The 22,282-nt window shown below is 65.1% G+C and carries 18 protein-coding genes; 11 read left to right on the top strand and 7 right to left on the bottom strand.

Translation table 11 applies throughout. From position 1 onward, the window contains the following. Positions 1-78: 78 nt before the first annotated feature. Positions 79-2,361 carry an ATP-dependent Clp protease ATP-binding subunit ClpA gene (gene clpA / locus MRBLST15_RS03055; RefSeq protein WP_367785211.1) on the top strand — a complete coding sequence of 761 codons (2,283 nt, stop codon included), beginning with the start codon at positions 79-81 and terminating at the stop codon, positions 2,359-2,361. A gap of 72 nt (positions 2,362-2,433) precedes the next feature. On the opposite strand, the gene MRBLST15_RS03050 is transcribed toward clpA, so the two are convergent. The 3 genes from MRBLST15_RS03050 to aat all read right to left on the bottom strand — a co-directional run bounded on the left by MRBLST15_RS03050 (position 2,434) and on the right by aat (position 4,078). Continuing rightward, positions 2,434-2,823: a hypothetical protein gene (locus tag MRBLST15_RS03050; RefSeq protein WP_312704167.1), complete on the bottom strand. Its 390-nt coding sequence runs from the start codon at positions 2,821-2,823 to the stop codon at positions 2,434-2,436. Positions 2,824-3,032: 209 nt separating this feature from the next. After that, positions 3,033-3,251, bottom strand: a complete 219-nt coding sequence (gene infA / locus MRBLST15_RS03045; protein ID WP_005409596.1) for a translation initiation factor IF-1 — start codon at positions 3,249-3,251, stop codon at positions 3,033-3,035. A gap of 86 nt (positions 3,252-3,337) precedes the next feature. After that, positions 3,338-4,078, bottom strand: a complete 741-nt coding sequence (gene aat / locus MRBLST15_RS03040; RefSeq protein ID WP_312704188.1) for a leucyl/phenylalanyl-tRNA--protein transferase — start codon at positions 4,076-4,078, stop codon at positions 3,338-3,340. A 71-nt stretch (positions 4,079-4,149) separates the two neighbouring features. On the opposite strand from aat, the gene MRBLST15_RS03035 reads away from it, so the two are divergent. Next, entirely contained in the window at positions 4,150-5,418 is a 1,269-nt protein-coding gene (locus MRBLST15_RS03035; RefSeq protein WP_367785210.1) for a hypothetical protein, read from the top strand. A gap of 59 nt (positions 5,419-5,477) precedes the next feature. Here the strand turns inward: MRBLST15_RS03035 and MRBLST15_RS03030 are convergent, their stop codons facing one another. Then, positions 5,478-6,602 carry a GNAT family N-acetyltransferase gene (locus tag MRBLST15_RS03030; protein ID WP_367785209.1) on the bottom strand — a complete coding sequence of 375 codons (1,125 nt, stop codon included), beginning with the start codon at positions 6,600-6,602 and terminating at the stop codon, positions 5,478-5,480. A gap of 191 nt (positions 6,603-6,793) precedes the next feature. Here MRBLST15_RS03030 and MRBLST15_RS03025 point away from each other — a divergent pair, with 191 nt between their 5' ends. Together MRBLST15_RS03025 and MRBLST15_RS03020 are read left to right on the top strand one after the other, a co-directional pair. Next, positions 6,794-8,272, top strand: coding sequence for an N-acetylmuramoyl-L-alanine amidase family protein (locus MRBLST15_RS03025; protein ID WP_367785208.1), 1,479 nt, complete (start codon positions 6,794-6,796; stop codon positions 8,270-8,272). A gap of 357 nt (positions 8,273-8,629) precedes the next feature. After that, complete coding sequence (locus MRBLST15_RS03020; protein ID WP_367785207.1) at positions 8,630-10,168, top strand: N-acetylmuramoyl-L-alanine amidase family protein; 1,539 nt, start codon at positions 8,630-8,632, stop codon at positions 10,166-10,168. 68 nt (positions 10,169-10,236) lie between these two features. Here MRBLST15_RS03020 and trxB read toward each other — a convergent pair whose 3' ends face one another. Beyond that, positions 10,237-11,208, bottom strand: a complete 972-nt coding sequence (gene trxB, locus MRBLST15_RS03015) for a thioredoxin-disulfide reductase (RefSeq protein WP_176020735.1) — start codon at positions 11,206-11,208, stop codon at positions 10,237-10,239. A 232-nt stretch (positions 11,209-11,440) separates the two neighbouring features. On the opposite strand from trxB, the gene MRBLST15_RS03010 reads away from it, so the two are divergent. From MRBLST15_RS03010 to MRBLST15_RS02995, 4 genes are all read left to right on the top strand, one after another. Beyond that, the gene (locus MRBLST15_RS03010; RefSeq protein WP_312107064.1) at positions 11,441-13,804 is read left to right on the top strand and encodes a DNA translocase FtsK; all 2,364 of its coding nucleotides are present in this window, start codon (positions 11,441-11,443) and stop codon (positions 13,802-13,804) included. A gap of 36 nt (positions 13,805-13,840) precedes the next feature. Beyond that, positions 13,841-15,787, top strand: coding sequence for a DUF3857 domain-containing protein (locus tag MRBLST15_RS03005; protein WP_367785206.1), 1,947 nt, complete (start codon positions 13,841-13,843; stop codon positions 15,785-15,787). A 110-nt stretch (positions 15,788-15,897) separates the two neighbouring features. Continuing rightward, complete coding sequence (gene lolA / locus MRBLST15_RS03000; protein WP_367785205.1) at positions 15,898-16,536, top strand: outer membrane lipoprotein chaperone LolA; 639 nt, start codon at positions 15,898-15,900, stop codon at positions 16,534-16,536. 147 nt (positions 16,537-16,683) lie between these two features. After that, complete coding sequence (locus MRBLST15_RS02995; protein ID WP_367785204.1) at positions 16,684-17,982, top strand: replication-associated recombination protein A; 1,299 nt, start codon at positions 16,684-16,686, stop codon at positions 17,980-17,982. An 87-nt stretch (positions 17,983-18,069) separates the two neighbouring features. Here MRBLST15_RS02995 and MRBLST15_RS02990 read toward each other — a convergent pair whose 3' ends face one another. Next, positions 18,070-18,435: a hypothetical protein gene (locus MRBLST15_RS02990; RefSeq protein ID WP_367785203.1), complete on the bottom strand. Its 366-nt coding sequence runs from the start codon at positions 18,433-18,435 to the stop codon at positions 18,070-18,072. 185 nt (positions 18,436-18,620) lie between these two features. Between MRBLST15_RS02990 and MRBLST15_RS02985 the strand changes: the two genes are divergently transcribed. Further along, entirely contained in the window at positions 18,621-19,022 is a 402-nt protein-coding gene (locus MRBLST15_RS02985) for a DUF805 domain-containing protein (protein WP_080148804.1), read from the top strand. Between the two features lie 85 nt (positions 19,023-19,107). On the opposite strand, the gene MRBLST15_RS02980 is transcribed toward MRBLST15_RS02985, so the two are convergent. Further along, positions 19,108-19,482 carry a hypothetical protein gene (locus MRBLST15_RS02980; protein WP_088099885.1) on the bottom strand — a complete coding sequence of 125 codons (375 nt, stop codon included), beginning with the start codon at positions 19,480-19,482 and terminating at the stop codon, positions 19,108-19,110. Between the two features lie 270 nt (positions 19,483-19,752). Here MRBLST15_RS02980 and MRBLST15_RS02975 point away from each other — a divergent pair, with 270 nt between their 5' ends. Continuing rightward, complete coding sequence (locus tag MRBLST15_RS02975) at positions 19,753-20,781, top strand: alpha/beta hydrolase (RefSeq protein WP_367785202.1); 1,029 nt, start codon at positions 19,753-19,755, stop codon at positions 20,779-20,781. A 121-nt stretch (positions 20,782-20,902) separates the two neighbouring features. After that, entirely contained in the window at positions 20,903-22,282 is a 1,380-nt protein-coding gene (locus MRBLST15_RS02970; protein ID WP_367785201.1) for an ATP-binding protein, read from the top strand.

Genomic DNA, 22,282 nt, shown 5'->3' with positions numbered 1-22,282 from the left:
GAACGCCGCAATCCGCTAGGGTGATGGAAATCGCGTAGTCAGGCCGCATATTGTCTCCAACTGCCGCCGGAGTAATCCATGTTCAGCAAAGACCTCGAACACACCATCGGCCAATGCTATAAGCGCGCCCGTGAGGCCCGACATGAGTTCATGACGGTCGAACACCTGCTGCTGGCACTGCTCGACAACCCGTCCGCCCAAGCCGTATTGAAGGCCTGTGGAGCAGACGCCGACCGCCTGCGCCAGGAGCTGGAGCAGGCCATCGAGGCCTCCGTGTCCCGCCTGGCCGAAGATGACGGCCGCGATACCCAGCCGACCCTGGGCTTCCAGCGTGTGCTGCAGCGGGCCGTGTACCACGTGCAGTCCTCGGGCAAGAAGGAGGTCACCGGCGCCAACGTGCTGGTCGCCATCTTTGGCGAGAAGGACTCCCACGCCGTCTATTACCTCAACCAGCAGGATGTCACCCGGCTGGATGTGGTCAATTACCTGTCCCATGGCATCGCCAAACTGGGTGAGGAGGGCGAGCAGCCGTCCTCGTCCGAGGGCGAGGGCCGCATGGAAGGGGGCGAGGGCGAACCGAAGGGTGATGCCCTGACCGAGTTCGCCAGCAACCTCAACGAGCAGGCTCGCGCCGGTCGCATCGACCCGCTGGTCGGTCGCGCCGACGAGATCGAACGCACCATCCAAGTCCTGTGCCGCCGCCGCAAGAACAACCCGCTGTACGTGGGCGAGGCCGGCGTCGGCAAGACCGCGATTGCCGAGGGCCTGGCCCGACGCATCGTTGAAGGCTCGGTGCCGGACGTGCTGGCCGATGCGGTCATCTATTCGCTCGACCTGGGCGCGCTGGTGGCCGGCACCAAGTACCGTGGCGACTTCGAGAAGCGCCTGAAGGGTGTGCTGACCGCGTTGAAGAAGGTGCCCAATGCGGTGCTGTTCATCGACGAGATCCACACCATCATCGGCGCCGGCTCGGCGTCGGGCGGCACCATGGATGCCTCCAACCTGATCAAGCCGGCCCTGGCGTCGGGCGAGCTGCGCTGCATCGGCTCGACCACGTTCCAGGAATACCGCGGCATCTTCGAGAAGGACCGGGCGCTGGCCCGTCGCTTCCAGAAGATCGACATCGTCGAGCCGACCGTGGGCGAGACCTACGAGATCCTGCAGGGCCTGAAGTCCAAGTACGAAGCCCACCACGGCGTGACCTACGCCGATGAAGCGCTGCAGGCTGCGGTCGACCTGTCGGTCAAGCACATTGCCGATCGCCTGCTGCCGGACAAGGCCATCGACGTGATCGATGAGGCCGGTGCCCGCCAGCGCCTGTTGCCGGAAGGTCAGCGCAAGGAGCTGATCGACGTCGAAGAGGTCGAGGCCATCGTCGCCAAGATGGCGCGCATCCCGGCCAAGCAGGTCAGCGCCACCGACAAGGATGTGCTGCAGCACCTGGAGCGCAACCTGAAGATGGTGATCTTCGGCCAGGATCCGGCCATCGGCACCCTGGCGTCGGCCATCAAGCTGGCGCGCTCGGGCCTGGGCAATCCGGAAAAGCCGATCGGCAACTTCCTGTTCGCCGGCCCCACCGGTGTCGGCAAGACCGAGGTGACCAACCAGCTGGCGCTGCAGCTGGGCATCGAGCTGGTCCGATTCGACATGTCCGAGTACATGGAGCCGCATTCGATCAGCCGCCTGATTGGTGCGCCTCCGGGCTACGTCGGCTTCGACCAGGGCGGCCTGCTGACCGAGAAGATCGTCAAGACGCCGCACTGCGTGCTGCTGCTGGATGAAATCGAGAAGGCGCACCCGGACATCTTCAACATCCTGTTGCAGGTGATGGACCGCGGCGTGCTGACCGACACCAACGGTCGCGAAGCCAACTTCAAGAACGTGGTGCTGGTGATGACCACCAATGCCGGCGCGGCGCAGGCCTCGCGGCGCTCGATCGGCTTCACCAAGCAGGACCACGCCACCGATGCGATGGAGACCATCCGTCGTGCGTTCACGCCGGAATTCCGCAACCGCCTCGATGCGGTGGTGCAGTTCCAGCCGCTGGGCTTCGAGCACATCCTGCGCGTGGTGGACAAGTTCCTGATCGAGCTGGAGATGCTGCTGCAGGAGAAGCACGTCAGCCTGTCGGCCACCCCGACCGCGCGTGACTGGCTGGCCCACCACGGTTTCGATCCGCTGATGGGCGCCCGCCCAATGGCGCGGGTGCTGCAGGACAAGGTCAAGCGGCCGCTGGCCGACGAGCTGCTGTTCGGCAAGCTGGTCAACGGCGGCAAGGTCAGCATCGACGTGCGCAACGACGAGCTGGTGGTCGAGGCGCAGGCCGAGCCAGAGCGGCTGTTGCCGGCCACGGTGGAATAAGCGTCTGCCGGGCATTGCCCGGCGACGGAGGCAACGACAGGGCGGCTCAGGCCGCCCTTGTCGTGTCGGCCTTCAGCGGCTGCGCTGGCGGGCCATGCGCTGGAAGGCGGCAGCTTCCAGGGGCTCGACCCGTTCGATCGTGCAGCTGGCGCGATCGGTTTTCAGGACGCTGCGCGAGCCGCCGCACAGCTGGTTGCCCTGGCCCTGGGTTTCAATCGCCAGCCGTCGCGAGGTCACGGCGCTGCTGCAGGAGGCGGTGAACACCACACGATAGTGCTGGTCACCATTGCGCAGCAGCACATCACGGTCGGCGCCCGCGCGGACGATCTGCTGGTCCTCGCTCAAGGCGATGCAGCTGTCGCCGGTACTTGCCGGCGGTGTGTCGGCGGCCTGGGCGGCAGGCGCGATCAGGACGGCAGTGACGAGCGCGAGGGCGGCGAAGCCGGCGGGCAGGGAGGACATGTTCATGGCAGGGGCAGGGGGTGGCGATCCGGACTGGATCGGGTGCCACGATGACGCCGCCGCTGCGAATGCGAATCTGCCGCAAGCATGGCTGACCGATGTCACGGTGCATTCGGTCAGGGTGCCGTCCGGCAGGGCCGGATTCCAGGCATGACAAAAGGCCAGCGTCCAGGGCTGGCCTTGTCGGGGTGGCGCAACGCGCCAGCCGCTTACTTCATTCGGTAGGTGATGCGACCCTTGGTCAGGTCGTACGGGGTCATTTCAACCTTGACCCGGTCACCGGTGAGGATGCGGATGTAGTTCTTGCGCATGCGGCCGGAGATGTGGGCGATGATTTCGTGCCCATTTTCCAGACGAACGCGGAAAGTGGTGTTCGGCAGCGTCTCGCTGACGGTGCCCTCGAACTCGATGGAATCGTCTTTCGACATGTAGTCCTGTGCGGTTCAGAAAACGGCCACGTTGGGCCTAAGGCGCAGCATTTTACGCGTCAAACGCCCAGCTTGCAAAGATTGTGTTATTCCCCGGCAAAATCCGTTGCCGGCACGCGCCCGACCAGCTGAGTCCAGGCGCCTTCCCGGCCCGGCGCCTGCACCGCACTGCGGACCTGTTGCAGGAACGGCGCACGCGGCAGATGTTCGGCGCCCATGCGAAGCAGGTGCGGATTCTCCACCTGCGCATCGATCAGTGGCCAACCCCAGCCATGTAGCGTGCGCGCCAGTGCCGCCAGCGCCACCTTGGAGCCGCCGCTGGCGCCGCTGAACATGCTCTCGCCGAAGAACATCGCGCCGATGGCCACGCCATAGATGCCGCCGACCAGCGTCTGCCGGTCCCACACTTCGAAGGAATGCGCAAACCCCAGGTCGTGAAGCTGGCTGTAGGCATCCACCATCGCCGGGCTGATCCAGGTGCCCTCCTGGCCGGGACGGGGCGCGCTGGCGCAGGCGCGCATCACCTGGCTGAAGGCGGTATCGGCGGTCACTTCCCAGCTGCTGCCGCGCAGCTGCCGGCGGAACCTGCTGCTCAGGTGTACGCCATCGGTGCGGAACACCATGCGCGGGTCCGGCGACCACCACAGGATCGGCTCGCCCTCGCTGAACCACGGAAAGATGCCGCCGGCATAGGCGTTGAGGAGGCGCAGCGGGTGCAGGTCACCGCCCACGGCCAGCAGGCCATCGGGTTGGCGCAGCGCGGTCTCTGCCGGCGGGAAGGGGGCATCCGGCGCATCGGCCAGGCGCCAGGGCAACTGACGGGTCATGCCGGCATTGTATTCGTCGTGGCGATGCGCGATGTCTGGCACCATCACGCTTCACCGGCAAGGAGCCCTGCATGAGCGACCCCATCACCGCCATCCTCGATGCGCACGATGCGACGCGCACACGCAATGACAGCCTGGGCATGCTGTTGACCCTGGCCAGCGAAGACCGCCCCCGGCTTGGCGCGCTGCTGCTGCAGGCGCTGGAGCGCCGCTCGCCCAGCTCCACCTTCCTCGATACGGCGCTGGATCTGCTGCCGGATGAGGCTGTCGCGCCGGTCTGTGCCGATGCCTGGCGGCGCTATCGTGACGGCGAGCGCGGTGAGCTGCTGACCAGCGTGCTGGAGTTCGCCAGCTACCAGGCGCCGCACGCGCTGCAAGGCGACTGGGAGGCGCTGCTGGAGCTCGCCATCGAGGATGACATCCAGCTGGCCCCGCAGGTCTGGCAGGCACTGCCGCCGCCGGTCGCAGCGCACTGGGCGCATCGGTTGACCGAGGCCGACGACGATCGTGAACTGGAACGCGCCAAGGCAGTGCTGTTGGCGATCCAGCCGGAAACTTACGCCGCCGCCCGTGGCTACCTGGCCGACTGGAGCGATCTGGATGCGCAGGTCTGGGCGCACTGGGCGGGCCTGGCGGATGGCCCTCGGCTGCGCCGCCTGCATGGCCAGCAACCGCTGCACCTGCGTTTCGGAAGCAAGCAACATCGTGCACAGGTGGCCGAAGAGCCGGGCTGGCGCAAGCGGATCTGGCGGCTGCACCCTACCTGGAACGGTGGCCAGGTGCAGCATGCGGGACACATGGGTGGCTCGCTCGACACCGCATGTGGCAGCTGTCATGCGCCGCTGCAGCGTCTGTTGCGGACCGATGCTGCGGCGCTGGAGGAAGGCGCGGCCGGCTCGATCACCTTGGGCCTGTGCCTGGACTGCTGCGGTTGGGAAGATCCGCCCGTGCGCTTCTATCGCCACGATGCGGAAGGCGTGCCGAGCTGCCACCCAAGCCAGCACTGCGAAGTGCCGATCAATCCCACCGACAGCGGTGACCTGATGCAGGCCGACGTCGGTCTTGCCGCGATGGACAGCCCTCGCTGGCAGCAGCAGGACTGGGGCCAGTCCAATCATCGGCAGAACCTGTCGCGCGTGGGCGGCGCGCCGAGCTGGGTGCAGAGCGCGCACTACCCGGCGTGCATCGATTGCGGCGAGCAGATGCCTTTCGTGATGCAGCTCGACTCGACCCTGCCGACCACCAATGAAGGCATGTTGCTGTGGGGGAGCGGCGGCATGCTGTACAGCTTCTGGTGCGGCAAGTGCCGGGTGAGCGGGCATTTCTGGCAGTGCACCTGAGCGCAGCGTCCTGAATTGCTCTGGTAGGTGCCAACCTTGGTTGGCACGCTTCTCCGACGCTACGCTTCCGTACGAAACGGGCTATGCCCCTGCAGCTCCTGCTGGTATCGCCGCACATCCCGCCGCTCCTGCCGGCACCAGTCGCGCAGCGCATCGGCAAACGCCGCATCGGCCACCCAGTGTCGGCTGCGCACGATCGTCGGCAGGAAGCCGCGTGCCAGTTTGTGTTCGCCCTGCGCACCCGGCTCGAAGCGGGCCAGGCCCTCGCGCAGGCAGTATTCGATGCCCTGGTAGTAGCAGGCCTCGAAGTGCAGGCCGGGCAGGGTGGCACCGCCCCAGTAGCGCCCGTACAGCGTGTCGCCACCACGCAGGCACAACGCACCGGCAATGGGCTCGCCGTCCTGTTCGGCCAGGAACAGCACCAGTCCGCGCCCCATTGAAATCGCCAAATGGCGCAGGAAGGCTTCGGTCAGCGCTGGTGCGTTGCCGTATTCCAGGAAGGTCTGCAGGTAGAAGCGGTACATGGCCTGCAGATCGGTGCGGCTCGCTTCGTCGCCATGCACCACCCGGAAGCTGATGCCCTGGCGGGTAACCTTGGCCCGCTCCTGGCGGATGTTCTTGCGATGCTTGTGGTTCATCGCGCAGAGGAACTGCTCGAACTTGCTCCAGTCACCCGGGTTCTGCCACTGGAACTGGATGTCCTCGCGCAGCAGCCAGTCGTCGCCGAAGGCGGTCTCGTCAGCTGCCGTGTGGAAATTGATGTGCGCCGACGACACGCCAAGTGCGGGCATCTGTTCGCGCAGCGCCGTCAACAGCGCAGTGCGCTGCGAATCGTCACGGGCCAGCAGTCGCGGGCCGGTCACCGGCGAGTAGGGCACCGCGCCGAGCCACTTCGGATAGTAGTCGCGGCCGTGGCGCGCGTAGGCATTGGCCCAGGCGTGGTCGAACACGAACTCGCCATGCGAGTTGGTCTTCAGGTAGCCGGGAGCGGCGCCGACCAGGGTGTCGCCGTCCCACAAGGTGAAGTGCTGCGGCTGCCAGCCCCAGTCCTCGCGCAGGCAGCCATGGGTTTCCAGGCCGGACAGGAAGGCGTGGCTGACGAACGGGTTGCGGCCGTCGTGCAGGGCATCCCAGTCGGTGGCGGGAACGGACTGCAGGGAGGCGAGGAAGCGGGCGGTGGGCATGGGGAGAAAGGATAGGGCAGGACGATCGCGAACGGTGTTGGCGGGGCTGGGTTGGTTTGTTCTGGTTGGGGATGAGGGAAGTTTGAAATCTCCATCGGTGTGCGCCTGGTGCGGAATCGCTGGCGCATGGCTGGGCAGGGTGGCGGGGCGCTGCATGAGCGGCGTGCATCCACCACATGGAGATATCAACAATGAAGGAATTGAAGCTTGTGTCTACTGTGATCGCGTGTGGCCTGTTCTTTGTGTCACCAGTGTTGGCTTCTGGAGCCGAGCAATCGTCCTCAGTCGAAGATCCGGGCATGTATGCCGAACTGGTGGCAATGCTCGAGCGGGAAGTGGCAACCCGGTTGACGCGTCATCTGCAGGACCATGGGAAACTGCGTCAGGTGACTGTCGGCATAGTGATTGAACCGCGAAAGCGCAGGATGGTCGTCAACTTCGGTCCGGGCTACCTTCCCGGAAAGGAAGATGGCTATGGTGAGCTCTTCCTGGAGCCGTTGGCTGCCGATCTGCGACGCTATTCAGAGCGGTCTGGGATGGAATTCCTGGATGTGGAATTCCTCTTCCAGGGTAGGTCGATGGACGAGCACTTCCCTGATGATCACCCCCAGCCCGCGCTGACAAAATCTCGATCAGCGCACAGCAAAGTCTTGGTGTCCTCGAGTCATGGATACATCGCCCTGCATCCCGGCAGGGAATGGGAGTTCCAGCGGCCATCTCCGCTAGGGCTGCAGGAGGACTTGCTGAGCCCGATATATGGTGATGCGCTTGAAGATCTGTTGGAGCAACGGAGTGGTCTGGTCGTGTATCGCGCCCGAAGCCGTTCGGCGGATCCTCATCCGGAGGCCCTACATCCGTGGGAGCATATGTCTGCACGCTACCACCTAAAGGCGCTTTTTCCTGACCGCGCTGACATTTGGAATGAGCTCCCAAATAGCCCGGACAGTGATCGCGAGGTGAAAGAGGATATCCGTGCTCGTCCCAATTACGCCAATCATCTCGGCGTCGACGTAATGCTGAGCCTGCACACCAACGGCAGTGTTGACCCGGGCGTTCGCGGCGCGGAGGTCTATTACCACCAATCCAAACCGCAGGACAAGGCTCTGGGAGACAGCATTCTGTGTGGAATGCGTGAAATCATCCGAGCTCAACCAGGGTACGAGAGCTTTCCTGTCCGTGAGATGTCGACCTCGGCCAGGCACGGCGAGAACCGCATTGGCACGATGCCGTCGGTCATTGTCGAGACTGCCTATCACTCCAACCCGGATGACGTTGCGGCGCTACAGGATCCCGTATTCCGTTCTGCTTCAATGAAGGGCGTGGAAAAGGGCTATCGCTTGTGGGCTACCGGAAAGTCCTGCAGGCAGTTCGCACTGCAGCCAATTTCCGACATCGAAGTTCCGCTCCAGACTTCGCGCGATGTGAACGTGAGCTTCCTGGGGAGCCCCCAATACCCGTTGGGAATTGAAGTTGCGGTGGCAGATTGCCGCCCGCCTGGAGTCTGCACGCCATGGAAGGGCCGCTTCGAAGATCCCGATGCGCCTGTGAAGTTTGGAGTGAGCTGCTCGTCCACGCGACCGGGAACAGTGCTCTGGAAGGTCCTGATGCGCGATGCAGACGGTGTCGCTGCGGCACCGGTGGAGTTCACTCAGTCCTGTGTGCGTGCCTAATCGCCCGTCTTCTAGAGAGAAAGTGTCAATCCCATTCAGAACGTGGCACTGAAAACGCCAAGGCCGGCGCATTGGCGTCGGCCTTGGCTCACCCGACAACGCTGACTGCAGGGGGAGGGCACGGCCGATGCCGTTCAGTGTTCGCCAATGGACTGCTTGCCTTTCTCAAAATTCTCGGGGAACTGTTCGAGGCCGGCGAGGATTGGCCTGTTGCGGCATTGGTCGGCGCGATGGGCCTGAGGGAAATTGTGAATTCGCGTATCTGAAACGCCTGGCATTACATCCCTTTTGAGGGCTTGGCAGTGTTGGTCCGTGCGACACGCGTGGCGCATTCCCCAGCCTCTCAAAGGAACTGATATGAATTTCGTGCGCGCGTTCCGCCGCATTGGATTGGCGTCGATCATTGCCTGCACCTTACCCTGCCCGCAGGCGCTCACTCAGCCTTTACCGTCCGCCGCTGAGACAGATCTGGCGTTGGATCTTCTATTGACGCGGCAGGCACAGAAGATCCTGGATGACCACCAGTTGCGCAAGTCCAGATCCACGGGCATCTCAGTGGGTGCCTCGGTTGATATCCAGCAACGGAAGCTCGTCATCAGCTTCGGGGCTGGAATCCTGCCGTCGGAGGACGATCATTCGCTCGAGGAGCTGGAGCAGTACATCAGGAATACCCTGGAGGCCTACACGATGCAGGCCGGCGTAGGCGAAGTTGAGACGGTCATTCTTTACGAGGGAAAGCCCTACTGGGAACACTTTCCTCGCGGCATCAGTGCGCAACAGCAAGGCTCTGCCAGGCAGGCAGGGGGCCAGGTTCTTGTCTCGGCGAGTCACGGGCTGCTGAAAGTGCACCCCGGCATGGAGTGGGAATTCCAGCGGCCTGTACGCAATGGTGTGCAGGAGGATCTGATTACGCCCGGATATGCGGACGAACTGCAACGGCTGCTGGAGGATCGCGGGGGTGTGACCGTGCATCGTGCGCGTCGCGGCGGGGGCGGTGCGCACCCGGATTCAATGCGTCCGTGGTACGAGATGTCAGCTCGTTACCATCTCAAGGATCTTCTTCCGGATCGGACAGATATCTGGAACCACTTTGCGAACAGTACTGCGAGCAATAGGGAGGTGTCAGATGACATCCGTGCTCGACCGTACTATGCCAATCATCTCGGCGTTGCAGGGATGCTCAGCATTCACACCAATGCGGATGTCTCAGGCGTTGCCCGTGGGTCAAGGGTTTTCTACCATTCAAGCAAGCCAGCGGATCGACAGCTCGCCGATCTGACGCTGTGTTACATGCGCGAGCTCATCACCGCGCAGGAGGGTTACGCTGACTTTCCTGTTCCCCGAAGTGGCGTCGCCGCAGGGCATGGTGAAAACAACTTCGCAACCATGCCGTCCATAGTGGTCGAGGTGGCTTTTCACACAAATGCCACGGACGCCGCCGCCCTCCAGGACCCGGTGTTCCGCACTGCTTCCATGAAAGGAGTCGAGAAGGGCTACCGGCTCTTCCGTGAAGGCAAAGGCTGCGTTCCGTTGAAGGCCGAGCCCATCCAGGGAATCCAGTTGCCCCAGGGAAGCTCACAGCAGGTTGATGTCGCCTTCGAGGGCTATCCGCAGTACCCCATCGAACTGGTCACCACGAACGTGGGCTGCCCGCCCGGATGGACCTGTAGCGACGGAAAGGTTCACATCACTACCCCCGACGACAAACCCAGCCAGATCACCCTGCGGTGCGAGAACGCCGGGAGTGCGCCAATTCTGTGGGATACGCGGGTCGTGGACGCCGATGGCGTGAAATCGCCGCCTGTGCGCCACGTCGTGCAGTGCATCCGAACGTCGCGCGGATCGAATGGGGCTCCGATCAGCCCTGCCGGTGTGGAGCCCGCGACGGCAGGTTGAGTGCTTTGAAGCGGGCGCTTTCGCGCCCGCTTCGAGTCAGCCATTCCTCGACGCTACAGAAGCCAGTCTCAGCTGGCCTTGCCCTGTGCATCCAGGTAACGCTCTGCATCCAGTGCGGCCATGCAGCCGAAGCCGGCCGAGGTGATCGCCTGACGGTAGTGCTGGTCGGCCACGTCGCCGGCGGCGAACACGCCTTCCACCGAGGTCTGGGTAGCGTTGCCGCCCAGGCCCGAACGGATTTCCAGGTAGCCGTTGTTCATGGTCAGCTGGCCGTCGAACAGCTGGGTGTTCGGGTGGTGGCCGATGGCCACGAAGAAACCGTGCGCATCGATGTCGCGGGTGCTGCCGTCCAGGGTCGACTTCACGCGCACGCCGGTCACGCCGGCCTCGTTGCCCAGCACTTCCTCCACCTGGTGGTGCCAGACGGTTTCGATCTTGCCGGCTGCAACCTTGGCAAACAGCTTGTCCTGCATGATCTTTTCCGCCTTCAGGGTGTCGCGGCGGTGGACCAGGTAGACCTTGCGGGCGATGTTGGACAGGTACAGCGCTTCTTCCACGGCGGTGTTGCCGCCGCCGACCACGACCACGTCCTGGTCACGGTAGAAGAAGCCGTCGCAGGTGGCGCAGGCGGAGACGCCGCGGCCCTTGAACTCGTCTTCGGTCGGGATGCCCAGGTACTTGGCGGTCGCGCCGGTGGAGATGATCAGCGCGTCACAGGTGTACTCGTGGCTGTCGCCGATCAGCTTGAACGGGCGCTGCGACAGGTCCGCGGTGTGGATGTGGTCGAAAATGACCTCGGTCTCGAAGCGCTCGGCGTGGGCCTGCATGCGCGCCATCAGGTCCGGGCCCATCAGGCCATGGGCGTCACCCGGCCAGTTGTCCACTTCGGTGGTGGTCATCAGCTGGCCACCCTGCTGCAGGCCGGTGATGACGACCGGCTTCAGGTTGGCGCGGGCAGCGTAGACGGCAGCGGTCCAACCGGCCGGGCCGGAACCGAGGATGACAAGACGCTGGTGGCGGGAGGGCAGGCTGGTGCTCATGTAGACTCGCGAAAAGGTAGATGGGACAAGGCGCGGCGATGTTTGCACAGCATCCTTGGCTGGTCATAGAGTGGCGGCTGGGGCAGGGTGATTCAAGCCGATGAACAGAACAGCGCCATCCACGGGCGGTTTCGGGCCCTGTCCCCGCCTGGGCGGCAACGGATAACTGAAAACTGACGCCGTCTCGTTTATTATCAAACACTAACAGCGCATTCCAAAGGTATGGTCTAAGGTGGCGAAGCAGGTCCCCGAACGCTCCAAGTCCGACGACAAAAAGGCGTCGCGTCGCTCGGCGGCAGCGGCCACGACCGACAATCCACGCCGTCAGCGCCTGTGGCGTGACCTGGGTCTGATCGCCATCGCGCCGGCGCTGCTGTATCTGGCTGCCAGCCTTTTCACCTATTCAGCGACGGACCCGGGCTGGTCGCACACCGGCAGCGTGGTCGCGCCGGTACACAACATGGGCGGCCGTGCGGGCGCGTGGATCGCCGACGTGCTGCTGCAGTTGTTCGGCTACATCGCCTTCCTGCTGCCGGTGGTGCTGGGCGCGCTGGCCTGGATTGCGATGTTCGGCCTGAAGCGCGAGAGCAAGGGCGAGAACGATCTGGACCCCGCGTTGCGGCTGGTCGGGCTGGTCGGCTTCCTGATTGCCGGCACCGGCTTCCTGCACGTGCGCCTGTTCAGTGGCGATGTCTCCAGTGCCGGAGGCATTCTCGGCAAGCTGGTCGGCAATTCCCTCAGCGTCGGCTTCGGCGCGCTCGGGGCGAACCTGTTCGTGCTGGTGCTGCTGCTGGCCTCGATCACCTTGGCCACAGGCCTGTCCTGGTTCGTGGTGATGGAGAAGATCGGCCGCGGCGTGATGTCGCTGGCACCGTTGCTGGAGCGCAAGAAGGAGCAGGCCACCGAGTGGCAGCAGACCCGCGTGATGCGCGAGGAGCGCCAGGAAGTGCGCAAGGCCGATGCCGAAGTGCGCGCCAAGCGTGAGCCGGTGAAGATCGAGCCGCGCCCCGAACCAGTGATCGAAAAGAGTGATCGGGCCAAGCGCGACAACCAGATCCCGATGTTCCGCGGCGTCAATGGCGACGGCTCGGACCTGCCGCCGCTGGCCCTGCTGGATGATCCCAAGCCGCAGCCCGTGGGCTACGACAAGGACACCCTTGACGCGCTCTCGCGGCAGATCGAGTTCAAGCTCAAGGACTTCCGCATCGATGCGCAGGTGGTCGGCGCCAACCCCGGCCCGGTCATCACCCGCTTCGAGATCGAGCCGGCGCCGGGCATCAAGGTCAGCCAGATCAGTTCGCTGGACAAGGACATCGCCCGCGGCCTGTCGGTCAAGTCGGTGCGTGTGGTCGATGTGATCCCGGGCAAGTCGGTGATCGGCCTGGAAATCCCCAACGTCACCCGCGAGATGATCTACCTGTCCGAGCTGCTGCGCTCGAAGGAATACGACAAGTCGGCCAGTTCGCTGACCCTCGCGCTGGGCAAGGACATCGCCGGCCGCTCGACCGTGGCCGATCTGGCGCGCATGCCGCACCTGCTGGTGGCCGGTACCACCGGTTCGGGCAAGTCGGTGGCGGTCAACGCGATGGTGTTGAGCCTGCTGTTCAAGGCGTCGCCGAAAGACCTGCGGATGCTGATGATCGACCCGAAGATGCTCGAACTGAGCGTCTACCAGGGCATCCCGCATCTGCTGGCGCCGGTGGTCACCGACATGAAGGAGGCCGCCAACGGCCTGCGCTGGTGCGTGGCCGAGATGGAGCGCCGCTACAAGCTGATGAGCGCGGTGGGCGTGCGCAATCTGGCCGGCTTCAACAAGAAGGTGAAGGACGCGCAGGACGCCGGGCAGCCGATGATGGACCCGCTGTTCAAGCCGAATCCGGAGCTGGGCGAGGCGCCGCGGCCGCTGGAGACGCTGCCGTTCATCGTCATCTTCATCGACGAATTCGCCGACATGATGATGATCGTCGGCAAGAAGGTCGAAGAGCTGATCGCGCGCCTCGCGCAGAAGGCGCGTGCGGCCGGCATCCACCTGATCCTGGCCACCCAGCGCCCGTCGGTGGACGTCATCACCGGCCTGATCAAGGCCAACATTCCCACCCGCATCGCCTTCCAGGTCAGCTCGAAGATCGATTCGCGCACCATCCTCGACCAGTCCGGCGCGGAGACGCTGCTTGGTCACGGCGACATGCTTTACCTGCCGCCCGGCACGGCGATGCCCGAGCGTGTGCACGGCGCCTTCGTGTCCGATGAAGAAGTGCATCGCGTGGTCGAGCACCTCAAGGCAATGGGGCCGGCCGACTATGTCGACGGCGTGCTGGACGAAGTGCAGACGATGGGCGATGGCGTGGTGGTCGGTGCGACCGGCCTGCCGGAGACCAGTTCCGGCGGCGGCGATGAGTCCGACCCGCTGTACGACGAAGCGCTACGCGTGGTCACCGAGACCCGTCGCGCGTCGATTTCCGGGGTGCAGCGTCGCCTGAAGATCGGCTACAACCGCGCAGCGCGACTGATCGAGGCCATGGAAGCGGCCGGTGTGGTCAGTCCGCCCGAACACAACGGCGACCGCACGGTGCTGGCACCGCCGCCGCCGAAGTAAGCCCTGCCGCATTCCCGACGTCCAAGGAACCGACGCATGCTTCAACCCGTTTCCTGCGCGCTGGCGCTGGCGCTGGCCTGCCTGCTGGCAGCCGGCCCGGCGCTGGCCGATGCTGCCGCGACAGCCGTGCCCGCGGTCGCGCCGCCATCCACCGGCGGCGATGCCGAGGCCAGCAACAACTTCAGCTTCGTCCGCTACCGCGCCGACTACCAGGTGCGTGCCGATGCCGGCAACGTACAGACCGAAACCTACGAAATCCTGCTCAAGACCAAGGCCGCGGTGGAGCAGTTCAGCCAGGTGCGGTTGAGCTACAGCGAGAAGATGGAAACGCTGGACGTGGTCAACGCCTATACGCTGACCGCCGACGGCCAGCGCCGCGAGGTGCCTGCCGATCGCATCTACACCCAGGAGAGCTATTCCAGCGCCTCGGCGGCGATGTATGCCGACCGCAAGGTGCGGGTGATCGTGTTCCCCAACCTGGCGCCGGGTACCCGGCTGTTCTACCAGGTGCGGCGGACCCAGCTGACGCCGTACTTCCCGGGCTACTTCGGCCTGTGGGAAACGTTCAATGTGTTCACCCAGTACGACGATGCCGAGGTGACCCTGAGCGCGCCGGCCAATCTGCCCATGTTCGTGGACAGCCGAGGCGTGCAGGGCAGCGATCGCCCGGTGGTGAAGAACGGCCAGGCGCAGTGGCGCTGGCGCTACCAGCGCCGCGAACCGATGCAGGCGCAGAACTGGTCGGCGGCGGTGTGGGAGTTCGGGCCGAACATCATGGCCAGCACCTACCGCGACTGGGCGCAGATGGGCCGCGCCTATCAACTGAAGGCCGGTCCGGCCGCGCAGGTCACGCCGGAGATCCAGGCGCTGGCCGACGAAGTGACTGCCGGCATCAGTGACCGCCGCGCGCAGGCCGATGCGCTGTACCGCTGGGTCGCGCAGAACATCCGCTACGTCGCGGTGTACCTGGGTAACGGTGGCCTGGAGCCGAACAGTGCGCAGAGCATCCTCGACAACCACTATGGCGACTGCAAGGACCACGTGACGATTCTTGAGGCGCTGCTGGCGGCCAAGGGCATCACCAGTTCACCGGTGCTGATCGGTGCAGGTGGCGGCCCAACGCTGCCGAAGATTCCGCTGCTGGGTCGCTTCAACCACGCCATCACCTATGTGCCCGAGTTCGATCTGTATCTGGACTCGACCAGTGCCTGGGCGCGCTTCGGCCAGCTGCCCGATGGTGATCTTGGCGCGCCGGTGCTGCACACCCGCGATGCCACCCTGGCACGCACGCCGGCCAATGATCCGCAGCGCAACGCAACGGTGATGGACGTACGCTTTACCTTCGACGCACAGGGCAATCTGCGTGGCGAGACGGTGCCGCAACTGAGCGACAACGCCGAGATCGGCATGCGCGCACAGTTCGCCCAGCTCAATGCGCAGAACCGGGCGCGCGCTGAAGAATCGATCATGGCCGCGTCCGGTTTCGATGGCCGTGGCCAGCTGCAGCTGCAGGGTGTACCGGTCGACCTGACCCGGCCGTTCGGTTATCGCATGGCGTTCCAGGCCGAGGATTACGTGGACTTCGACGTGGCCGGCGGCATGGCCGTACCCGATCCGCCGGGTGGCGAATCGGTGCGCGGGCTTTATGCCAGCGCCTCGGCACCGGACAACGAGACGCCGTTCTACTGCTATGCCAGCCTGCGCGAGGAAACCTATCGCCTGCAGTTCCCGGCCAATGCCCCGATCATCGCGATTCCCGGCAGCCAGCGGTTTGCCAATGCGGCCGGCGAGTACCGGGTCGACTGGAGCCGACAGGGCCAGGAAGTGACCGTGCATCACCGCCTGCAGCAGAACGCGGTGCGCGGCGCCGAGGCGTTGTGCCAGCCGCAGGACTATGCCGCCTTCCGCGCGCTGTTCCGCGAGGTGCGCCGCGGCTTCCGTGGTCAGGTGCTGTACGGCAAGCTGCCGGGCGCTGGCGGCTGAATCGCCGATCAGCGATCAGGGCGTCATAATGGGGTCCTGATCGCCCATTCATCTTTTGCCGGGCACACTGGCACCCAACTTTCCTGGCCGCGCGCCCACAGGATTTCCGCATGAACCTTCGCCTCCGTCGTTTCCTTGCCACCACCACCCTGGCCGTGGCCTGCGCCGTCGCCGGCAGCGCCTGGGCCGGCGCCCGTGATGACCTGAAGACCTTCACCACCGGCCTGAAGGGCCTGGATGGGCAGTTCAGCCAGCAAGTGTTCGACAGCCGCGGCAAGGTCAAGGAATCCACCAGCGGCCGCGTCGCCTTGTCGGCACCGCGTCTGTTCCGCTGGGAGTACGTGCGCCCGCATGAGCAGCTGATTGTGGCCGACGGCAAGAAGGTCTGGATGTTCGAGCCGGACCTGGAGCAGGCGACCGTGCGCGAGCAGGGCAAGGAAGAGCAGAACAGCCCGCTGACCGCGCTGATCAACCCGGCGCTGCTGGAGCAGCAGTACGACGTGAGCGAAGAGGCCGCCACCCGTGATGGCCTGCAGTGGCTGTCGCTGTCGCCGAAGCGCGAGACCGAAGCCAGCTTCCAGTACGCCGCGCTCGGCTTCAATGCCCAGGGCCTGGCAAAAATGGAGATCACCGACGCCGTCGGTCAGCGCACCGTGATCAGCTTCAGCGGCTGGAAGCGCAACCCCGCCTTCGCCGCCAACACCTTCCGCTTCACCCCGCCGGCCGGCACCGACGTCATCGGCAATTGATCGTGGCCGTCGGGCATGGCCCGGCGCTACCGTCCTTGGTAGGTGCCAACCTTGGTTGGCACGCTCTCGCGGTACAATGATCGCGTGCCAAGACATCGCTCCACTTCATTCCCCGGACCCGATCTGCTGAGTGTCGATCGGGAACACATGCGCCCGCTGGCCGAGCGCATGCGCCCCCGCACCCTGGACGAAATGGTTGGGCAGAAGCGTCTGCTCGCGCCGGAAAGCGCGCTGCGCCGCGCGGTCGAATCCGGGCGCGTGCATTCGATGATCCTGTGGGGGCCGCCGGGCTGCGGCAAGACCACGCTGGCGTTGCTGCTGGCTGAATACTCCGACGCCGAATTCCGTGCCATTTCCGCAGTGCTGTCCGGTCTGCCGGAAGTGCGCCAAGTACTGGCCGAAGCCGCGCAGCGCTTCGCCGAAGGTCGTCGCACGGTGCTGTTCGTCGACGAAGTGCACCGTTTCAACAAGGCGCAGCAGGATGCGTTCCTGCCGCACATCGAGCGCGGCACCATCCTGTTCGTCGGCGCCACCACCGAGAACCCGTCGTTCGAGCTGAACTCCGCGCTCCTGTCGCGTTGCCGCGTGCACGTGCTGGAAGGCGTCTCGCCGACCGACATCGTTGAAGCACTGGAACGTGCGTTGGGCGATGGTGAGCGTGGCCTCGGCGAGGAACATATCGAGGTTGCGCCGGAGCTGCTGCTGGAGATCGCCACTGCGGCCGATGGTGACGTGCGTCGTGCGCTGACCCTGCTGGAAATCGCTGCCGAACTGGCGGGCGGGGAGGGCGGTCGCATCACCCCGCAGACCCTCACCCAGGTGCTGGCCGACCGTACCCGCCGCTTCGACAAGGGCGGCGAGCAGTTCTACGACCAGATATCGGCGCTGCACAAGTCGGTGCGAAGCTCCAATCCCGACGCCGCGTTGTACTGGCTCACGCGCATGCTCGATGGCGGCTGTGATCCGTCATATCTGGCGCGTCGGCTGACCCGCATGGCCATTGAAGACATCGGCCTAGCCGACCCGCGCGCGCAGAGCATGGCGCTGGAGGCGTGGGACATCTACGAGCGGCTGGGCAGCCCGGAAGGCGAGCTCGCCTTCGCCCAGCTGGTGCTGTACCTGGCCAGCACCGCCAAGTCGAATGCCGGCTATGCCGCCTTCAACCAGGCCAAGGCCGATGTGCGCGACAGCGGCACCGAAGAAGTGCCGTTGCACCTGCGCAATGCACCGACCAAGCTGATGAAGGAGCTGGGCTACGGCGCCGAGTACCAGTACGACCACGACGCCGAGGGCGGCATCGCGCTGGACCAGACCGGTTTCCCCGATGCGATGGGCGAACGCGTGTACTACAACCCGGTGCCGCGCGGGCTGGAGATCAAGCTGAAGGAAAAGCTGGACCGGCTGCGCGCCGCGCGCGAGGCGGCGAGGGCGACCAAGAGCCGCTGAGCTTCGCTTCTGTAGAGTCGAGCCATGCTCGACTGCTTTTGACGACCGAGACCACCGTTTACGCACACCCCCATAGTGGCGGATACGTCAGCCTGCGCCGATCAGTATCAGGTTGGTGCCTGTGGGATGAAGCCAGAGAAAGACTTCCTGCTTGCCCTTCCGATAGCCGGACGAGCAGGCCGCCTGCCAACCCTGGCCACAATTGACCTCGGGGAATCCGTAGACGGTTGGGTGAGAGTACTCTCGTGGCGTTGCGACCCGCCCAGCCTTTAACAGGGCACGACGCAGCGTTTTGTAGTCCATTTCCCATTGCGCACCCATTGCTTTGAGCGCGCCAGGCATTGGAGGCGGGTTTGCCTTGAGGCTGCCCATCATGTAGCCGGGCTCTATGTAGCCGGGTTCTGTTGAGGGCGGTGCGGACGTCAGGAGTAAGGCAATCAGGATGCTCTTCATCTGCCCGAGCGTAGTGGTGTTGCCGCGCTAGTCAAATGGCGCTGACGCAAGTGCCAATGTGAAGAGCAAAAGGGTCGTATGGAGGCCCCCTCCCCAGTGAGGCAGCCGAGCATGGCTCGGCTCTACATTGCCCCGCCCGTGTGCATTTGGCAGACTGCGCGGCTTATTTTTCAAGGAACGATGCCGTGCAGGAAATGATTCTGCCGTTGAAGCGCTACGCCCAGTTCGAAGGCCGCGCCAACCGCCGCGAGTACTGGATGTTCCAGCTGTTCCTGCTGCTTGCGGGAGCCGCGGTATGCGTGATTGCGCTGACAGTGGCGCTCGTTGCCGGCCTCGTGCTGGACGCCGATTCCAGCTGGATGGCCGGGATCACGATCGGCGCGGTGGCACTGGTGGGTGCGCTCTGGCTGGCCACGATCGTGCCGCTGATCGCGGTGACCGTGCGCCGCCTGCATGACTGCAACCAGTCAGGGTGGCTGTACCTGCTGGCGCTGGTGCCGGGCGGTGGTGTGGTGATCCTGATCTTTGCGCTGCTGCCGGGTACGCCGCAGGACAACCCGTACGGTCCGGTGCCCGCCGGCCCCTGAGTCAACGGGTTTCGGCCCGATGCAACGAAGCCGGCCCAGGGCCGGCTTCGTCGTTTCTGCGCTGCTGTCAGCAGTGCCAAGCTGATTACTGCAGAACGCAGTCGCCCAACGCCAGGTAATCCGATCCCGAACTGAACTGCAGCGTGCAGCTGGCGGTGAAGGTGACGCCGTCCTCCATCGCTGCAAGCTTGGCGTTCTGCTCGTCGTCGGAGGCGGTCAGGCGGGCCAGCACCTGGCCATCCTCATCGCCCGCCTCAAGGACCGGCTCGCCCTGCAGGTTGCTGGAGGCGCCCAGGCTCACTGCCGTGAACTGTACGGTCTGGTTGAGTTCTTCCAGCCCGAGGGAGGAATAGCCGGCCTCTTCATAGGCCGAATACAGCCCGGCCAGGCTCGGCGCGGCATGGCCGGCCAGCGGGGCGAGAAGGCCGGCGACGAGTGCGATCAGTGCTTTGTGCTTCAAGGGGTTCTCACAATCATGGGATCCGATCCCATGGCGGCTGTGGAGCTGATGGGCAGGGGCCAGGCAGGCACCCGCAAGGGCGGGGCGATTCCTGCGCCCCGATGGCAGGCAAAGTAGATGAACCCGGACTTCCTGTGCAAGCGCTGGCGTACGCACTGTCGCGCGCGTGATACACAGCGTGACGTTTGATCGATGTGATAATCATTCGCGTTTAAGGTAGACTGCGGTCCCCTGTGAACTGGTGGCCGTGTGCCGCTTTCGCCGTCACTGATGAAGTCTTCCGTCCTGCCTCCGCGCCGCGGCCCGCTGCTGTCCGGCCTGGCCGCCTTGATGATGGGCCTGCTCCTGGCTACCCCGTACGCATACGCGCAGCAACGCAATCCGCTGCAGAAGATGGGCCAGACCGTGCTCGATGCACCGGCGGCCAGCTATCGCTTCGAGCGTTTCGTGATCGACAGCCCCGACCAGCAGCGCCGCTGGCGGGTGAATGTGGCGATTCCGGCCAAGGCCTCCAAGGCGCCATCGCCGGTGCTGTACGCACTGGACGGCAACGCCGTGGCGATGGTGCTGGACCAGCCGCTGCTGGCCGAGCTGGCCGCACGCAAGGCGCCGCCGGTGCTGGTGCTGATCGGCTACGACAACGACCTGCGCATCGATTCGGCTGCGCGCACCCGCGACTACACCGCGTGGATCGATCGCGCCGATGATGAAAGCGGCAGGACCCAGGCCGTCGGCGGCGGCGCAGCAGCGTTCCTGGACATGATCGAGCGCCGCATCAAGCCTGAAGTCGAGCGCCGCGCCAACATCGATCACCAGCAGCAGGCGCTGTGGGGTCACTCGCTTGGCGGCCTGTTCGTGCTCAGCAGCCTGTACACGCGCCCGGCCGCCTTCCAGTACTACCTCAGCGCCAGCCCGTCACTGTGGTGGAGCCAGGGCGCGCCGCTGGGCGACGTCGAGCAGCAGTTCGTGCAGAACGCACACGGTCAGCCCGCGAAGGTGTGGCTGATGCTCGGCGGTGCCGAGCGCATCGGCGACCGCGGCAAGCGCGACATGAGCAATCCGCGCGTGGTCGCGCATCTGCGCCGCATTGGTGGCGCCACCCCGGATGCGGCGATGCAGCTGGCCGAACGCCTGGGCAACGTGCCGGGGCTGAGCGTGCAGTACCGCGAGTTTCCCGGTCTCGGCCACGGCCCGATGCTGCCCGCATCCTTCCACGCGGCCCTGCATGAGCTGTATGGCGTGACCGACCGCAGCGCCGGTGACGGCCAGCCAACCGGTGGTGACAACGCCGCCGAATGAATCCCTCGCACGGCAGTGCCGTGCGACCCCACTACCCAGGCGGACTGTCGACGTGCAGCGGCCAAGGCAACCGATGAATCCCGCGCCACGAGGCGCGGCCCACGTGTGCAAGGAGCCTTCCATGTCGTTCCGTCCGTCTTTCCGTCTCACTTCCCTTGCTGCCGGCCTGCTGCTGGCAGTGACCGCCACCGCGCAGCCGGTGTTCGACCAGCCGGCCAGCGCCACCTTCAAGGGCCAGGTTGTCTCACGCGGTGAGAACGTGGTTCCCGGCAGCACCGCCGACGTCACCGGCCGCGGCTTCGTGCCGGGCCAGCAGGTCAGCCTGCTGCGTGGCGATACCGTGCTCAACAGCCAGCCGGTGGTGGTCGATGCCGATGGCAACTTCAAGACCCAGCTGGCCATTCCGGCCGACGCGGTGCCGGGCACCCATCCGGTGGTGGTGCGCGCCAGCCAGCCGGCCGCCGCAGCCGTGCTGAAGCTGCGTGTGTCGCCGCAGCTGCCGCTGTCGGGCCAGGCGAAGTTCGCCACCCAGTCCAACAAGCTGGTACCCGGCCTGTACCAGTCGGCCTACAGTGCTGCCAGCAATGCCGTGTTCGTGACCTCGGCCGTCGGCCGCCCGCCGGTCACCCAGTCGCAGCTGCTGAAACTGGACCCGAAGTCGCTGAAGGTGACCAAGGCCATCACCCCGGCGCAGGTGCCGGGCAGCACCAACGGTGCGGTGTTCGCGGTATATGGCGTGGGCGTCGATGATGCCAATGGCAATGTCTGGGTCAGCAACACCCGCCAGGACACCGTGGCTGTCTATCGCCAGGCGGATCTGTCGCTGGTGCATCAGTTCCCGGTCGGCACCGTGCCGCACGCCCGCGACGTCGTGGTCGACAGCACGCACGGCAAGGTGTTCGCCTCGGCCACCGGCGAAGACCATCTGTCGGTATTCGATGCGAAGACGCTGAAGGCGCTGGAGCCGATCACTCTGGCCTCCGGCGTGGACGACGAGAAGTTCGTGCCGATGAGCCTGGTGCTGGATGAGCCCAGCGGCAAGCTGTTCACGGTCAGCATCGGTACGCCGGAAGCGGCGGTGATCGATGTGGCCAGCGGCAAGGTCGAGAAGGTGATCGACCTGGGCAATTCGATCAGCGCCTCGGGCGTGGCCTTCGATGCCCAGCGCAACCGCCTCTACGTGGCCTCGCAGGGCACTGACAACCTGCTGATCGTCGACGTGGCCAGCGGCAAGGTCGTGCACGACGTGCCGGTCGGCGCCGGTGCGCTGAACGTGGCCTTCGATGCGAAGAGCGGCCTGGCCTACGTCACCAACCGCGGTGCCGGTACGGTCACTGCCGTTGATCGTGATGGCAAGGTGGTCGGCAACCTCGATGGCGGCACCTTCCCGAATCACGTCCGCGCCGATGGCAAGGGCAATGTCTTCGCCGTGAACAAGTCGCGGGGCGCTGAAGATCCGAAGGGTGACCGCATCACCCGCATCAGCCTGCGCCAGCCGTAA

The sequence above is a fragment of the Stenotrophomonas sp. LST15-1-1.1 genome, from assembly GCF_040815575.1.
GTDB lineage: Bacteria > Pseudomonadota > Gammaproteobacteria > Xanthomonadales > Xanthomonadaceae > Stenotrophomonas > Stenotrophomonas lactitubi_B.
This window is presented reverse-complemented; position numbering and strand designations above follow the sequence as displayed.

Coding starts and splice junctions, on each gene's coding strand:
- clpA (WP_367785211.1), top strand. CDS start 79: ATGTTCAGCAAAGACCTCGAACACACCATCGGCCAATGCTATAAGCGC.
- MRBLST15_RS03050 (WP_312704167.1), bottom strand. CDS start 2,823: ATGTCCTCCCTGCCCGCCGGCTTCGCCGCCCTCGCGCTCGTCACTGCC.
- infA (WP_005409596.1), bottom strand. CDS start 3,251: ATGTCGAAAGACGATTCCATCGAGTTCGAGGGCACCGTCAGCGAGACG.
- aat (WP_312704188.1), bottom strand. CDS start 4,078: ATGACCCGTCAGTTGCCCTGGCGCCTGGCCGATGCGCCGGATGCCCCC.
- MRBLST15_RS03035 (WP_367785210.1), top strand. CDS start 4,150: ATGAGCGACCCCATCACCGCCATCCTCGATGCGCACGATGCGACGCGC.
- MRBLST15_RS03030 (WP_367785209.1), bottom strand. CDS start 6,602: ATGCCCACCGCCCGCTTCCTCGCCTCCCTGCAGTCCGTTCCCGCCACC.
- MRBLST15_RS03025 (WP_367785208.1), top strand. CDS start 6,794: ATGAAGGAATTGAAGCTTGTGTCTACTGTGATCGCGTGTGGCCTGTTC.
- MRBLST15_RS03020 (WP_367785207.1), top strand. CDS start 8,630: ATGAATTTCGTGCGCGCGTTCCGCCGCATTGGATTGGCGTCGATCATT.
- trxB (WP_176020735.1), bottom strand. CDS start 11,208: ATGAGCACCAGCCTGCCCTCCCGCCACCAGCGTCTTGTCATCCTCGGT.
- MRBLST15_RS03005 (WP_367785206.1), top strand. CDS start 13,841: ATGCTTCAACCCGTTTCCTGCGCGCTGGCGCTGGCGCTGGCCTGCCTG.
- lolA (WP_367785205.1), top strand. CDS start 15,898: ATGAACCTTCGCCTCCGTCGTTTCCTTGCCACCACCACCCTGGCCGTG.
- MRBLST15_RS02995 (WP_367785204.1), top strand. CDS start 16,684: ATGCGCCCGCTGGCCGAGCGCATGCGCCCCCGCACCCTGGACGAAATG.
- MRBLST15_RS02990 (WP_367785203.1), bottom strand. CDS start 18,435: ATGAAGAGCATCCTGATTGCCTTACTCCTGACGTCCGCACCGCCCTCA.
- MRBLST15_RS02975 (WP_367785202.1), top strand. CDS start 19,753: ATGAAGTCTTCCGTCCTGCCTCCGCGCCGCGGCCCGCTGCTGTCCGGC.
- MRBLST15_RS02970 (WP_367785201.1), top strand. CDS start 20,903: ATGTCGTTCCGTCCGTCTTTCCGTCTCACTTCCCTTGCTGCCGGCCTG.